We start from the raw sequence: 14,037 nt of genomic DNA on the forward strand, positions 1-14,037 counted from the left end.
TCGTCGCCGATAGGTCCCGTCTCTGGTTATGCCCTGGAGCAATAACTGATATCATCCCTTTTGTACGGAGGGGCGGGGAAACTGTTTTTTCCTTGACAACTGTCAACCATATCAGGGTCGCGTCTTGTATCTTGATAGTTGAGTAAATTAATCAAAATACAGGATGTGATCCTGATGGTTATGACTCCATATGTTCTGCAGAGGATTAACATGTCAGCTTCGTTTCCTTTGAATGAATGCTGCATTGGGTAATAAGAAAAACCGACGACAAGCATGCAAATCTATTTCCACTCTGCCGTTGACTTCATCCTCAACCTATACTAATATATCTCATAGGGAGATACTCACGAGTTCGAAGTATGGATAACGGGAGCAGAGCTGATCTGTCTGTTGTTTACTCTTTCGGTTTGTACATTCGGCAACATATTTAGTGCGGAGAGAGGTTGTAATCATGAGCGAGATTGACCTATTGAAAAAGAACAAAGCGAACATTAGAAAAAAATTCGGCGTGAAGCAGATCGGGGTATTTGGATCGATTGCCAGAGGAACAGCTAAGAGAGGCAGCGATATAGACGTATTGGTCGAATTCGAGAGGACAGTGGACTTTTTTGAATTTATCGATTTAAAGGAATATCTGGAAAACATGTTCGAGCGAAATGTTGACTTGGTGACGAAGAAGGCCTTGAAGCCCCTTATAAAGAATAAAATTCTGGATCAGGTCATTTATGTCTGAGCGTGACTACCGCCTGTTCTTTCGTGACATCCTGGATTCGATCAGCAAGATCGAGTCATACACTGCGGGTGTCGATTTCAATAAGTTTCGCGTCGACAGTATGCGGATTGATGCAGTCATCAGGAATTTTGAGGTCATCGGCGAGGCCTCTTCAAACATCCCGGAGGCGATTCAGGAAAAATATTCAAAAATCCCATGGTCGAAGATGAAGGCGATGAGGAATCTGGTGATCCATGAATATTTTGGTGTAGACTTGAGTATAACCTGGAAGACAGCAAAGAAATCCCTGCCGAAACTCAAAAAGCAGATTGAGCAGGCAATGGATCGTGAAAAGGGCAACATATGAGCGACTATGCGTAAATGACGAAGAGTTATTTTTGCGTCATCTCAATGTCGGAACAGGTTTATTTAAGGCAATCTTATCCTCATTCCACAGCAAACCCGTAGGTCGGGTAGAGTGCAAACGAAACCCGACTTTATTACATCTGTTGCCGCAGGTTTATATATAGCCTGGGGCATTTTTTTGGCCCCTCTTCGCTGAGGACAATATGAAGGCACGGCGTTATTAAAGTCTTGATATATCAGTCTGCCAAAAAGCACATGTTTGGGATAGCAGCATATTCATTTTTACTTTTCAGCGCCGGAGCACCGCCGGTAAGAACTGAATGGCTGGCCCTCTTTTCCCTTGTAAAAAAGCAGAGTCTACGATATTATTTCAAATAGCAACGTAAGAGGAGGTGGTTTGCATGAGTAAAAGCGCGGTGTTTACGGCTGAACTGCTGAGCGATGGTCATCTTTCCATTCCAGAAATGACCGTAAAAGTCTTGTTACTGAAAAAAGGCGCAAGAGTCAAAGCGACTATAGAAACTCAGCAATTTGACAAGGCGGGCTTTCTTAAACTGGCCGGAATCTGGCGAAACAAGGTGGGAAAAGAAATCGATATTTACAGAGAGATATTCAAAGAACGCGACTCGTTCGGACGAGGCGAGGTCAACTATTGATCTACTGCTTGGATACCGATATTCTTATCGACTCCATTGTTAAAGCCAATCAGGCTACACTGGTAACCAACAATACCTCTCATTTTATCAGAAGCTCCGGACTGCAAGTCGTGAACTGGTTGACAGAATAGTGCATCTCCGGGACCTCGTATTGCAACAAAGTAATTAACTTTATTCCTTCGAGTACATTTTTAGTATTTTCTCAATAATCCCCGTTGTTGACGCCCCTTCGATATACCCCACACTGATGACCTTGCCACCCCTGGCCTCCACGATGTCGCGGCCGATCATCTTCTCGACTGGCCAGTCGCCGCCCTTGACCAGAACATCCGGCTGAAGTTCTCCAATGATCCGGTGCGGATCGGGTTCATTGAACAGAACGACATAGTCAACTGCCTCGAGCGAGGCAAGCGTTTCCATGCGTTCCGCCTCGGTGTTGATCGGCCGCTTTTCACCCTTGATCCCGCGCACGGAGGCGTCGCTGTTCACAGCCACGATAAGAATGTCGCCGAAGGATTTTGCTTTCGCGAGGTAGCGCGTGTGGCCGGTATGGATCAGATCAAAACAACCGTTCGTAAGAACGATCTTCCTGCCCGCTGCGCGAAGAATTTCGAGGAGTGGACGCAATTCCTGGACGGTCTTTCTTTTATTGTGCATGCGAAACTATAATATAAAATCAGAACAATTGCAAGGGGTGTGGAGTGTGGAGGGGAGAAGAGGGAAATGGATAACCGTGCTGAAGAGGCCTGTTTTGCATGATATTATTAGTCATGTTGCATATTAAATATCTCATCAAACACCCGGGCGACTTCACGAAAGGCCTTCAATACAGCAGGATCAAAGTGTTCCGGCATGGTTCTCCCGTCGCCCTGAGTAATGATTGTATACGTTGCCTCATGGTCATAGGCGGTTTTATAAGGTCTCTTGCTGCGCAGGGCATCATATTGGTCAACCAGCATGACTATTCTGCCTTCAATGGGAATATCCGTTCCTTTAAGCCCGTTCGGATATCCTGTCCCGTCCCATCGTTCATGATGGGTGAGCGCAACAGACGCCGCAACCTGAATACCCGGATAGGTCGAGCCGGCGAGCATTTTTGCCCCGATGGCAGAGTGCTTTTTCATGATTTCAAATTCGTCCCGCGTCAGAGCAGCGGGCTTCAGGAGGATGCTGTCGGGAATGCCGATCTTCCCCAGGTCGTGCATCGGGCTCGCAAAGGTTATGGTCTCCACAAAATAAGCAGACATGCCCAAAGCTTCCGCGATCTTGTTCGAGTAGAGGCCGATCCTCGCGATGTGGGACCCGGTGTCCGTGTCGCGGTATTCTGCAATGGACGTCAGACGCTGGATGACCTCGGCGCTCATTTTTTTGACCATCAGCAGCGCATCCGCCAGTTCCTGCGTCCGTATCCGCACCGTGTCCTCGAGCATGATCTTGTAATTCTTTTCCATCTGGATAAAGCTGGAGAACTTGACCGCTTTTTCCACCGAGTACAGGAGATAATCAGGATTATAGGGCTTCGTGACGAAATCAAAAGCGCCCTGCTTGATCGCTTCGACGGCAACGTCCAGTTCCGCGAAGGCGGTCATCAGGATCACGGGGATCTGTTGATTGTAGTCGTGAATGTTTTTGAGAAGCTGGATGCCGGTGACCTGCGGCATCTTGATGTCGGTCAAGACCACATCGACGGCGTTCTTCTTGATGACCTTCATGGCATCGTTCGCATTTTGGCAGGAATGTACGGTATAGCCGAACGTTTTCAACAAAGTTGAAATAGATTCAAGCACATAAGGGTCATCATCGACAATGAGCAGCGTGTTTTTCTCTTTGTCGTTCATCTATTCAGAACCTCCTTCGATCTCAGACAATGGTTTTTCTGTTGTTTTCTTTAATTTATAGTATACCCGAAATTCTGAAAAAATTCCATGATAAGACAGTTTGTCGAATTATTCTCTTTCCCATGGCACATAATATTTGGTATAATCTGCACAAGCGTGCGAGCGCGGTAGCCTTGTTCTTAATACGGATGGACTGGATAAGGAGCATGCCATGGCGGTTGTGAACACGAAGAAAAAGAGGATCGGTGAGTTGCTGGTTGCCGGCGGGCTGATCAAGGAAGAGCAGCTCGAACGGGCGCTTGATGAACAGAAGAAAAGGGGAGGGAAGGTCGGCGAGATCCTCGTGGACCTGGGATTCATCAATGAGCATAACCTGGCGACATTTCTCGCCCGGCAGCTTCACATCCCTTTTTTGGAGATTGAAAAACAACTGGTGGACCCTGACAGCGTAAAGCTTATTCCCGCGGACATGGCGAGACGCATTACGGCAATCCCGCTGTACAGGGACAAAGAAGCGCTGGTCGTGGCAATGGCTGATCCGCTTAATATCTTCGGCCTGGACGATATCCAGAAGGCGGCGGGCAGAGAGATCCGGCAGGTTGTGGCCACACGGAGCGACATCCAACAAGCCATTTCCAACTATTATGGAATGGCGCAGACCATTGAGGCTGCGACCATGGATTTCGCCGGCGAGATGAGCGCCGTTCTCACGGAAGCCGCGGAGATGCCCGGAGTTACGTCCGAGGACGCGCCGGTTGTCAAGCTGGTGAGCATGCTGATCGCCCAGGCAATCATGGACCATGCCAGCGACATCCACATCGATCCGGAAGGGAAAAGCATCAAGGTGCGCTACCGGATCGACGGAGTGCTGGCCGAGGTCCGGTCCCTGCCGCGGGAAATGCATGCGCCGATCGTCTCGCGCATCAAGATCATGGCCAATATGGACATCGCGGAGAAACGCATTCCCCAGGACGGCCGCTTTCAGGCCCGGGTTACCCATACCGAAACCGGCCCGGTCGTAACCGCCGTGTTTCGCGAGCGGAGCGTTCTGCGTATGGATCAAGACAACACGGTGGACATTCGTGTCTCGACCCTGCCGGTCATTCAGGGAGAGACCGTGGTGATGCGTATCCTCGACCGGTCACGTATCATCCTTACCCTCGAGGGGCTGAATTTTTCACAGGAGATGTTCGAACGGTTTCGCAAACTCATCACCAGACCGTACGGCATAATCCTCGTGACGGGACCGACCGGAAGCGGCAAAACCACTACGCTTTACGCGAGCATCAATACGATCGACCGGAAGGCTAACAATCTGGTTACCATTGAAGACCCCGTGGAGTATCAGATCGTGGGGGTCAATCAGGTGCAGGTAAATCCCAAGGCAGGCGTGACGTTCGCCAGCGGCCTTCGTTCCATACTGCGGCAGGACCCTGATATCATCATGGTGGGCGAGATCCGCGACCGGGAGACGGCTGAGATCGCGATCCATGCGGCGCTTACCGGTCATCTGGTCTTCGCGACGCTCCATACCAATGACGCGGCCGGCGCCGCTACCCGGCTCATTGACATGGGCATAGAGCCCTTTCTTATCGCGTCCTCGGCGATCGGTATTCTGGCACAGCGCCTCGCGCGGAAGATCTGCGACCGATGCAAGAAACCCTATACCGCGACCCCCGATCTCCTCAAGAGCCTCGGCATAGCGCCCGGCAACGTGTCCTTCTATCGGGGCGAGGGGTGCACCGCGTGCAAGAAAACGGGGTATCAGGGCAGGGTCGGTCTCTATGAGTTGATGGACATGACCGAAGCGGTCAGAACACTGATCATTTCCAAGGCATCAAGCTCTGCCATAAAAATCGCGGCCGCGCAAGCAGGATTCAAGACCCTGCGCCAGGCAGGCTTGATCAAAGCCGCGGCCGGGATCACCACGATAGAAGAGGTGCTCCGCGTGACGCAGGAGGCGGAAGGGATATAGCCGAATGCGGATTGCAGCGTGCGGATTGTGGAATAAAAAAAGGCAGCAGAAAGTTTCGGTTTTCAATCCGCATTTCGAAATGGTTCGACGGTGCTCATCATCATGAGACTGTCGAATGATCCGCATTCTAAAATTTATCTAATGTACGCCTCTGTAACATATCGCCGCATCATGCGGTGGCTGTTGAAGTAGTAGGCGTTTTTGCTGACCGCGTTCTTCATCATGCCGCTCCAGTGACTCTTGTCAGGGTCATAATATTTGGGAATGATGAGCTTTTCAAGTTTGTTGTAGAGGTCTTCCGCGTCCTCGGCATCCCCGCCAAGGCCGGGCAGCGCCTTCTCGGTGGGCATGCCGCCGATGGACCATCCGGTAAATCCCTCGATGTGCCCCTCGATCCACCATCCGTCCAGCACGCTGAAGTTCACTACGCCGTTGTGCGCCGCCTTCATCCCGCTTGTGCCCGAAGCCTCGAGCGGCCTGAGCGGCGTGTTGAGCCAGACGTCGACGCCGGAGACGAGCTTGAGCGCAATGTCCATGTCGTAGCCGGGAAGAAAAACGACGGATATCCTTCCCTTGAGCTTGTCGCGGTATCCGTAGATGCCCTGGATCAGCTGCTTCCCATTGTCGTCGTGGGGATGCGCCTTGCCCGCATAGATGATCTGGAGTTTCCCCTTTTCACTGATCTTCAGCAACCGACCGATGTCGGAGAACACAAGGTGAGGACGTTTATACGCGGTGGCCCGCCGTGCAAAACCGAGGGTGAGGACATTCGGGTCCATGATCACACCGGTGGCATCGCCGACGTAGGAAAGGAGCCTCTTCTTTGCTTCACGGTGTGCTTCCCACATCTCCAGCTCGGGGATGTTGCCGGACCGGACGAAGAGCTCGGGTTCATTGGCCCAGCCGGGGATGTATCGGTCATAGAGTTTCGCCATTTCTTTACAGGTCCAGGTGAACGTGTGTACGCCGTTGGTGATGGCGTGGATGTGGTATCCGGGGAACATGTGCTGCGAAACCTCGCCGTGCTTCTTCGCGACTCCATTGATGTACTTGCTCAGGTTGAGCGCCAGCATCGTCATGTTCAGGTTGTCTTTGCCCGCAAGGTCCCTGAGCACGTCGAACGGGATGATCTCGCCGATGACCTGTTTGACGAGGGGGTAGGGGAACTTGTCGTGGCCCGCCTCCACGGGTGTGTGCGTGGTGAAAACGCAGAGGTCGCGCACTCTGCCGATGTCCCATACCGATCGCTCGTCCCACACACTTTCGATGTCGCGTTTGAACCGGAGCAGCAGTTCGAGCGCCAGAAAGCTCGCATGTCCCTCGTTCAGGTGAAATTTCTTGATGTGGAATTCAAGGGCCTGGAGCATGCGCACACCACCCATACCGAGCACGACCTCCTGTTTGATCCGGTAGGTGATGTCCCCGCCGTAGAGGGAATCCGTGATGCGCCGATCCTCTGTTCCGTTCTCGGGCAGGTCCGTGTCCAGAAAGAGAATAGGCACCTTGCCTCCGGTGGGACTGATAACCCGATACATCCACGCCTGGATCGAGACCTCCCGGCCTTCGATAAGCACCGTGACTTTCGCGGGCAGAAGCGTCATGTATTGTGCCGGGTCCCAGACCGTCGGTTTTTCCTTCTGCCAGCCGTTCGCATCGATTTCCTGATTGAAGTAGCCTTTGTGCGTGATCAGCGTCACGGCCACAAGGGGAAGGTTGAGATCCGCTGCGGATTTGATCGTGTCGCCCGCGAGGATTCCGAGGCCGCCACTGTAGGTTGGGATGTCGTTTTTCACTCCGATCTCCATGGAAAAATAAGCGATCATCGGCTCGGAGTTAAATTCGTGCAGAGCGTTGTTCATAGTTCTCCTTTAACGTATTCAAAGCTGAAGCTGGATGTAAATGAACGAAGATAAAACCAAATAAAATTTCTCGCAGTAGCCTATGAATGAAAAGCGGCCACTTAGGACTTCCGCAGAGTTCGCAGAGAAAAGCTTAAAATATTCTGGGTTAAAGCCAAGACTTAATTGTTGTGATTTAACTCTGCGTCCTCTGCGCGCTCTGCGAGAGACGCCTTTTTAGTTTCTGCTTGTCCAGGTCAGTCCTACTCCATCCTGATCCTGTTCGGCCAGGTGTAGATGTTCATCCGGTCTCCCCGGGCAAACCCCACGAGCGTGATGCCCATGTCTTCGGCATAGCTGACGGCCATGCAGGAAGGCGCGGCGCGGCTGATCAGGATCGGGAAGCGGTTCCGGCCGGCCTTTGTCACGATCTCCGAAGTGATCCTTCCGCTGGTGATCAGGACCTTGTTCTCAACCGGGACTGACCGAAGAAACGCCTTCCCGATAAGCTTGTCCACGGCATTGTGTCTGCCGATATCTTCGGAAAAGAACAGGAGGTCTTTACCGTCCGAGAGCGCTGCGCTGTGCACTCCGCCGGTTGCGACATAGAGCTTCGATATATTCCGGAAGTGATTGAGCAGGTTCCTGATGCCCGTGAGGCTCACGAGCTGTCCGGTGACGGCGAGCCTGCGGTCGGTATCAATCCGGTAACTGGTGAAGGTGATACCTTTGCCGCAGCCCGAAGAGATGGTGCGTTTTTCGAACAAGTTCTCCCAGTCCGCGGGAAGATCAGACAACTCGATCCGGATTGCGGCGTCGCTCTCGATGAAATCCAGACTCCTGATCGATGATCTTTCGCGGAGCAAACCCTCCGAGAGAAGGAAGCCGACGGCAAGCTCTTCGAGTTCGGACGGCGTGCAGAGGAGCGTCACGAGCTGCTGGTTGTTCAGGATGAGCCTGACCGGCAATTCGGATGCCACTTCATCGACAACGCCCTCGACGTTGGAGCCGGATATCTTGAGTATGAGCGCATCTCTTTTCGTTTCCACCGGGGGAATATAACATAAACAGGGTCATGGGGCAAGGGCATAGGAGTAATGAGTTCGGAGTTGGGAGTTCGGAGTGGGGATACCGGAGACAGTACCTCATGAGAAGCAAAAAGCCCCCGGTTTACGGCCGGGGGCTTTGGGGCAATGTTTTCGTTATGATTTTTAGAAGCTGAGTCCTACTTCAATGAAGGGGCCGCCGAACTTGATATCCGCCTTCACATCGCTCTCATCGATCTTAATAGTCTCTGCCCGATAACCACCGGCGACATAGACCAGCGGGATCGGGTTAAACTTCAACCTGCCCAAATAATCATAATAGTGGTTGCCGCTATAGGCGATCCCCCGTATTTCAAATTCGATGCTTAAGGACGAAACAGGTTTTACCTGGACTCCACCATAGATCATCGGCACATATACCGAAAGACTTTTAGAAGCGGTATTATTTGACGTCGGCTGGGTTATGGTCCCTTCAAAGTCAAATTTCCGCGCGTTGAGACCAAGTTCGACATTGAGCACACCGAGCGTCGCTGTTTTGAGCAGGGGAATGGGATAGAATAACGCAAGATCATAATGGTCCAGTTTGAGTTTTGATTCGATCGGGATGCTGGCATTGAATGTGGTATCGCCAAAACTGATGGGCCTCGTTAGCGGTCCTGATCCCTCGAAGGTCATCGGTGTGGCCATGAGATAAATGTTCGGCAGGATCAGCGGGAGTTCCATCTTGACACGGACAAAAGGTTTGTTCTGGGTATCAAAGTGCAGGTCATTTTTGATATCGATATCGCCGGTTACAGCAGAGACCGGCTTGTATTGCAAGCTGCCGGACGGTACCTGCCTCCAGTATCCCACACCAACATCCGCGCCAAAGAATGCAAACGCACTGCAAGGAACAACGAGCATAGAAAGGACAAACAAACATGCAACATACCGTTGTATTTTCTTCATTTTTCAGTCTCCTCGTAAGTTAGTGTCGATGGATCATCCTGCATTATTGTAAACGTATCAAAGGTCCATGGTTTTGTCAAGGATATTGTAGCGGGTCGGTAAATTGCTCTTGACAGAAAATATCAAACTGTGCTATTTATTTAAAATTAGTAACACGGAGGTGACTATGTCCGACCTGACGCGGTTCGGGGTGTCCATTGACAGCACATTGATAAAGAAATTTGATGCGCTCATCAGGCGAAAAGGGTATACTAGCCGCTCCGAGGCGATTCGTGATATGATCCGAGACGGTCTCGTCGAACAGGAGTGGAAAACTGAAAACCGGGAGACCGTGGGCACGATCACCATCGTGTATAACCATCACACGCGCGAACTCGAACACGCCCTCACGGACATGCAGCACAAATCATTTCACCGGATCATTTCCACGCTCCACGTGCACCTTGACGCGCACAATTGCCTTGAGGTGCTTGTCGTGAAGGGAAAAAGCCAGGAGATCAGAAGGATCGCGGACCGGCTGATCGGAACCCGGGGCGTGAAGCACGGGAAGCTGACGACCACGACCACTGGAAAAGAGCTGGCATAATTTTATATGACCGATTAAAGAAGCTCATAAAAAGGGTAAGGGAGAGGATATGAAGAGTTTTGTAAGAGCTGTTGTCACATGCGTACTAATGCTGACGCCTACAGCGGTCTGGGCAGCGCATCCGCTCCAAGTGAAGGACACGGCAACTGAAGGCAGAGGAAATATTCTCATTGAACTTACGGGTGATTACAGCAAGGACAATGAGCTCCGGTCGACGAAGCTGACCTCCATCTTCACCGTGGGCGCAGGCGAACATGTCAATTTTTCCCTCGAAGTGCCCTACCGTACACTGGATCCCGGCCCCATGCCTGAACCCGGCTCTCCGCCGGACCCTGGCCCGGTTAATGATGCATACGCGAGCGGAAAGGGCGATCTGCGGCTCAAATTCAAGCAGCAGGTATTCGAGAACGAGGTGAAACAGTCCATGGCGTATGAAATATACGTTGATATGCCGACCGGCGATGTGGAAAAGGGCCTCGGGACCAACAATGTTGTGTGGGGCGTTAATGTTATCGATTCACAGGAATGTCACAATAATGCCTTTCATGTGAACATAGGATACGAGGTGCGCGGAAGGGACATGAAAAGATGGCACTATGCCCATGATTATGCTTTCAAATTCGGTCTGGCCGCTGAACACAAGCTGACGGATTCCTTCCGTTTCCTCATGGAGCTTTCAGGTGAAAGCCGGAAAGAGACGGATGCGGCAATAGATACCCAATCCTATTCACGGCCATTTACCTTTTTGGCCGGATTCATCTACGATATTTCCAAGTCCTGGTATGTTGATCTCGGCGTGCGCGCGGGTCTGAACAAGTATGCCGAGGATTATTCCGTGCTCGCGGGTACGGCATGGAGGTTTTAGGAAGAGGGCCGCATGCATATCCCTGACGGTTATCTTGGTCCTGTTACGTATGGAGCGATGTATGCCATCACGGTCCCGTTCTGGGCGGTTGCGTCATGGAAGATGAACCGGGCCCTCAAGGCAAAACAGGCGCCCTACCTCTCGATCGGTGCGGCATTCAGCTTTGTGATCATGATGTTCAATATCCCGATCATAGGAGGCACGACAGGACACGCGACCGGCGCCACGCTGATCGCTATCCTGATCGGACCGTGGGCCGCGATGATCGCGGTCTCGGTGGCGCTCATCATTCAGGCGCTGCTCTTTGGTGATGGCGGGATAACCGCAATCGGGGCGAATTGTTTTAACATGGCGATCGCGGGCGTATTCGTCGGCTACGGTGTATACCGCCTTTTGTCACTGGGGGCGGCAGTTGGCGGCAAAAGACGAATCGTTGCAGGAGCCATAGCAGCTTATATTAGTCTGAATGTCTCCGCCCTTTTGACCGCGATCCAGTTCGGGATCCAGCCCATCATCGAACGATCTTCATCAGGACAGCCCCTGTACGCGCCTTTCCCCTTGAGTATAGCCATTCCCGCAATGGCGATCGAGCATCTGTTCCTCTTCGGTTTTGTCGAGGCCGCAGTTACGGCACTGGTCATCAAGTATTTTCAGAAGAACGAACCTGAGATGGTGGGGTAGTCGAATGCGGAGTGCGGATTTCGGAATGCGGAATGAAAAAAAAGGTGAAAAAAGAATTTCTACCGCTAAAAAACTCTGGATCGGTATCGGCATTCTCGCGTTGCTCTCGCCGCTGGGATTGATCATCCCGCAGTGGTTCGGGTCTGAGGGTGCATGGGGGGAGTGGGGGTCTGATACGATCGAAAAAATGGTTGGTTTTATGCCTCAGGGCATGAAGCGTCTTGCTCAAAAATGGGAAGCGCCGATGATGGGCTATGCTGTACCGGGGCAAGGCAGGGGTTTGACCGGAGAAAGTTTCGGGTATATCATCACCGGCATAATCGGGATAGCGTTGACCTCGGGTTTGATGTTTCTTATCGCGAAAGCGCTGATTCGCAAGAAGAATGGTCGTTAGGTGGTCATTGTGTCAAAGGCTAATTTTCTGGATAAAACACTCCTTGCTGTTTCACACGTGGCGGAGCAGTTTCTGTTCTCCGAACAGTTCGCGGCCCGTGCCGGGTTTCTGCAATCGCTCGATGTCAGGATAAAACTCATAACATTCCTGTTCCTGCTTGTGCTCATCAGTTTTCTTCACACCCCCCGGATGATATGGGTCCTCTACGCACTGAGCCTCCTGCTTGCCGCGGTTTCCCGCATACCGCTCTGGTTCTTCCTGAAACGGGTCTGGTTGTTCGTGCCCCTGTTCGCGGCCGCCATCATTCTGCCCGCGGTCCTGAACATCATCACGCCGGGAGAGCCGCTCTGGACCGTGATGACGCTCAAGCATCCTCACACCTGGGGCCCCTATTCAATCCCGGCTGAAATTACCGTTACGCGCCAGGGGCTCTGGGGCGGAATTCTATTTGTGTCGCGCGTGGCAGCTTCGGTCTCATTTGCCGTGCTTTTCACGCTTACACACCGCTGGGCGGAGATCTTCGCCGGTCTTCGTTCACTCCACGTTCCACGGATCTTTGTGTTGACCCTGAGCATGACCGAGCGATACCTCTTTGTGCTGCTGCGGATGATCCAGGATATGTATCGTGCCAGGAAGAGCCGGACCATCAGGCCGCTTCCGGTTGCCGCTGAACGGGACTGGATTGCTTCGCGCATCGGTGTCACCTTCAAAAAGTCCGTGGAGATGAGCGGGGACATCTACAATGCCATGCTCTCACGTGGTTTTCGCGGTGAATATCGCTCCCTCAACGGATTCAACGCCAGGGCGATTGACTATCTCTGGCTGGTGACGGTCATCTCCCTGAGCGGAATACTGGTCTTGATCGAAAGGGGTCTGCCGAGATGACAACCGCTTTCAGCATGCGCAATGTCGTATACTCCTATAGCTCCGGGACGCCGGTCCTGAACGATCTGACGCTGGAGTTTCAGTCGGGAGAACGGACAGTTGTCCTTGGCGCGAACGGCACCGGAAAATCAACGCTCCTTTTAATGCTCGATGGCCTTGTTTTTCCCGGGATGGGGACGGTCCATGCGTTCGGCAAGCCATTATCGGAGGTCGCGCTGGAGGACCTCGCTTTTTCCCTTGATTTCAGAAAACGGGTGGCCTTCGTGTTCCAGAACCCGGATGTTCAATTATTCTCAGCAACGGTCTGGGACGACGTGGCTTTTGGTCCTCTCCAGCTTGGATTTTCCGACGCAGAGGTGAAAATAACCGTCGAGGGACTGCTCGAAACGCTCCGCATCGCGGACCTGCGGGGCCGGGCTCCCCATACCCTTTCGGACGGCCAAAAAAAGAAGGTCGCCATCGCATCGAGCCTTGCCACTGATCCTGATGTGCTGCTGCTCGACGAGCCCACGAGCGGGCTGGATCCGCGGACGCAGGTCTGGCTCATTGAGCTCCTGCGGGATTTGCACAAAAAAGGCAAGACCATCATTGCGGCAACGCACGACCTGTCGATCGCCGGAGACATTGCGGACCGGGCCATCGTGCTTTCGGAAGACCACTCCATTGCCGCGGATGGGCCGTTTTCTGAGATCATCGGTAATGACGATTTGCTGCTCAAGGTCAACCTGATCCACGAACACGCGCACCAGCATGGCGATACCGCTCATGTCCACCGCCATGGCCACTATGGACACTATCATTCGAACGGAGGCGCTATGCACGACAGCCATAAACATCATACGCACAGACCTGGTCAAGACCATGATCCTGGTGAAACCGAGACCCTGCGAAAGCTGCAGCTGATGATCGAGCACTGGATCGAACACGGCGACAGCCATGCTGAGAACTATACGGAATGGGCCGCTAAGGCGAGTGAGGCTGGGGAAGAAGAAGTGTCGCGCGAGATACACCTTGCCATCGACGACAGCGAAGCGGTGAAGAAGCATCTTAAGCGGGCGAAGGCGATTCTCGCGGCGAAGCTGGTGATGAGGAAGTAAACGAGTGACGAGGGACGACGGACGAGGGACGACGGACGATGGACGAGGGACGAAGGACGAAAGACGACGGACGACGGACGAGAGATGCAATGGACTTTTCGTCTATCGTCCTAGTGAGCGATAGCGAACGGTCGTCCATCGTCCGTCTTG

Annotated in this window: 15 protein-coding genes; 10 read left to right on the forward strand and 5 right to left on the reverse strand. The window is 52.5% G+C overall.

Translation table 11 applies throughout. From position 1 onward, the window contains the following. Positions 1–451 precede the first annotated feature (451 nt). The 3 genes from M0R70_00005 to M0R70_00015 all read left to right on the forward strand — a co-directional run bounded on the left by M0R70_00005 (position 452) and on the right by M0R70_00015 (position 1,734). Positions 452–733, forward strand: coding sequence for a nucleotidyltransferase family protein (locus tag M0R70_00005; protein MCK9417743.1), 282 nt, complete (start codon positions 452–454; stop codon positions 731–733). Further along, positions 726–1,079: a DUF86 domain-containing protein gene (locus M0R70_00010; protein ID MCK9417744.1), complete on the forward strand. Its 354-nt coding sequence runs from the start codon at positions 726–728 to the stop codon at positions 1,077–1,079. Before M0R70_00005 ends, M0R70_00010 begins: the two co-directional genes overlap by 8 nt. A 400-nt stretch (positions 1,080–1,479) precedes the next feature. Continuing rightward, positions 1,480–1,734 (forward strand): hypothetical protein, encoded by a 255-nt coding sequence (locus tag M0R70_00015; GenBank protein ID MCK9417745.1) that lies wholly within the window; start codon positions 1,480–1,482, stop codon positions 1,732–1,734. Positions 1,735–1,905: 171 nt separating this feature from the next. Here the strand turns inward: M0R70_00015 and rfaE2 are convergent, their stop codons facing one another. Both rfaE2 and M0R70_00025 read right to left on the reverse strand, forming a co-directional pair. Then, positions 1,906–2,391 (reverse strand): D-glycero-beta-D-manno-heptose 1-phosphate adenylyltransferase, encoded by a 486-nt coding sequence (rfaE2, locus tag M0R70_00020; protein ID MCK9417746.1) that lies wholly within the window; start codon positions 2,389–2,391, stop codon positions 1,906–1,908. Positions 2,392–2,498: 107 nt separating this feature from the next. Then, positions 2,499–3,572, reverse strand: coding sequence for a response regulator (locus M0R70_00025; protein ID MCK9417747.1), 1,074 nt, complete (start codon positions 3,570–3,572; stop codon positions 2,499–2,501). 211 nt (positions 3,573–3,783) lie between these two features. Here M0R70_00025 and tadA point away from each other — a divergent pair, with 211 nt between their 5' ends. Beyond that, a complete protein-coding gene (gene tadA, locus M0R70_00030; protein MCK9417748.1) occupies positions 3,784–5,547 on the forward strand; it encodes a Flp pilus assembly complex ATPase component TadA in 1,764 nt (587 codons plus the stop codon). 134 nt (positions 5,548–5,681) lie between these two features. Here tadA and glgP read toward each other — a convergent pair whose 3' ends face one another. The 3 genes from glgP to M0R70_00045 form a co-directional block, all read right to left on the reverse strand. Further along, positions 5,682–7,406, reverse strand: coding sequence for an alpha-glucan family phosphorylase (gene glgP, locus M0R70_00035; GenBank protein ID MCK9417749.1), 1,725 nt, complete (start codon positions 7,404–7,406; stop codon positions 5,682–5,684). A gap of 242 nt (positions 7,407–7,648) precedes the next feature. Next, positions 7,649–8,434, reverse strand: a complete 786-nt coding sequence (gene fdhD / locus M0R70_00040; GenBank protein MCK9417750.1) for a formate dehydrogenase accessory sulfurtransferase FdhD — start codon at positions 8,432–8,434, stop codon at positions 7,649–7,651. A 162-nt stretch (positions 8,435–8,596) separates the two neighbouring features. Next, complete coding sequence (locus tag M0R70_00045) at positions 8,597–9,379, reverse strand: TIGR04219 family outer membrane beta-barrel protein (GenBank protein MCK9417751.1); 783 nt, start codon at positions 9,377–9,379, stop codon at positions 8,597–8,599. A 166-nt stretch (positions 9,380–9,545) separates the two neighbouring features. On the opposite strand from M0R70_00045, the gene nikR reads away from it, so the two are divergent. The 6 genes from nikR (at position 9,546) to M0R70_00075 (ending at position 13,887) form a co-directional block, all read left to right on the forward strand. Next, on the forward strand, positions 9,546–9,965 hold the full coding sequence (gene nikR / locus M0R70_00050) for a nickel-responsive transcriptional regulator NikR (protein ID MCK9417752.1): 420 nt from the start codon (positions 9,546–9,548) through the stop codon (positions 9,963–9,965). Between the two features lie 88 nt (positions 9,966–10,053). Then, positions 10,054–10,830 (forward strand): transporter, encoded by a 777-nt coding sequence (locus M0R70_00055; GenBank protein MCK9417753.1) that lies wholly within the window; start codon positions 10,054–10,056, stop codon positions 10,828–10,830. A 12-nt stretch (positions 10,831–10,842) separates the two neighbouring features. Beyond that, the gene (cbiM, locus tag M0R70_00060) at positions 10,843–11,511 is read left to right on the forward strand and encodes a cobalt transporter CbiM (protein ID MCK9417754.1); all 669 of its coding nucleotides are present in this window, start codon (positions 10,843–10,845) and stop codon (positions 11,509–11,511) included. Positions 11,512–11,536: 25 nt separating this feature from the next. Next, the gene (locus tag M0R70_00065; protein MCK9417755.1) at positions 11,537–11,905 is read left to right on the forward strand and encodes a PDGLE domain-containing protein; all 369 of its coding nucleotides are present in this window, start codon (positions 11,537–11,539) and stop codon (positions 11,903–11,905) included. A 9-nt stretch (positions 11,906–11,914) separates the two neighbouring features. Beyond that, positions 11,915–12,790 (forward strand): cobalt ECF transporter T component CbiQ, encoded by an 876-nt coding sequence (gene cbiQ / locus M0R70_00070; GenBank protein ID MCK9417756.1) that lies wholly within the window; start codon positions 11,915–11,917, stop codon positions 12,788–12,790. Further along, positions 12,787–13,887, forward strand: a complete 1,101-nt coding sequence (locus tag M0R70_00075) for an energy-coupling factor ABC transporter ATP-binding protein (GenBank protein ID MCK9417757.1) — start codon at positions 12,787–12,789, stop codon at positions 13,885–13,887. Before cbiQ ends, M0R70_00075 begins: the two co-directional genes overlap by 4 nt. The last annotated feature ends 150 nt before the right edge of the window (positions 13,888–14,037 follow it).

The sequence above is a fragment of the Nitrospirota bacterium genome, from assembly GCA_023229435.1.
GTDB lineage: Bacteria > Nitrospirota > UBA9217 > UBA9217 > UBA9217 > JALNZF01.

Excerpts from the sequence above, each read along its gene's own strand:
- M0R70_00005 (MCK9417743.1), top strand. The coding sequence starts at position 452 with ATGAGCGAGATTGACCTATTGAAAAAGAACAAAGCGAACATTAGAAAA.
- M0R70_00010 (MCK9417744.1), top strand. The coding sequence starts at position 726 with ATGTCTGAGCGTGACTACCGCCTGTTCTTTCGTGACATCCTGGATTCG.
- M0R70_00015 (MCK9417745.1), top strand. The coding sequence starts at position 1,480 with ATGAGTAAAAGCGCGGTGTTTACGGCTGAACTGCTGAGCGATGGTCAT.
- rfaE2 (MCK9417746.1), bottom strand. The coding sequence starts at position 2,391 with ATGCACAATAAAAGAAAGACCGTCCAGGAATTGCGTCCACTCCTCGAA.
- M0R70_00025 (MCK9417747.1), bottom strand. The coding sequence starts at position 3,572 with ATGAACGACAAAGAGAAAAACACGCTGCTCATTGTCGATGATGACCCT.
- tadA (MCK9417748.1), top strand. The coding sequence starts at position 3,784 with ATGGCGGTTGTGAACACGAAGAAAAAGAGGATCGGTGAGTTGCTGGTT.
- glgP (MCK9417749.1), bottom strand. The coding sequence starts at position 7,406 with ATGAACAACGCTCTGCACGAATTTAACTCCGAGCCGATGATCGCTTAT.
- M0R70_00045 (MCK9417751.1), bottom strand. The coding sequence starts at position 9,379 with ATGAAGAAAATACAACGGTATGTTGCATGTTTGTTTGTCCTTTCTATG.
- nikR (MCK9417752.1), top strand. The coding sequence starts at position 9,546 with ATGTCCGACCTGACGCGGTTCGGGGTGTCCATTGACAGCACATTGATA.
- M0R70_00055 (MCK9417753.1), top strand. The coding sequence starts at position 10,054 with ATGCTGACGCCTACAGCGGTCTGGGCAGCGCATCCGCTCCAAGTGAAG.
- cbiM (MCK9417754.1), top strand. The coding sequence starts at position 10,843 with ATGCATATCCCTGACGGTTATCTTGGTCCTGTTACGTATGGAGCGATG.
- M0R70_00065 (MCK9417755.1), top strand. The coding sequence starts at position 11,537 with ATGCGGAATGAAAAAAAAGGTGAAAAAAGAATTTCTACCGCTAAAAAA.
- M0R70_00075 (MCK9417757.1), top strand. The coding sequence starts at position 12,787 with ATGACAACCGCTTTCAGCATGCGCAATGTCGTATACTCCTATAGCTCC.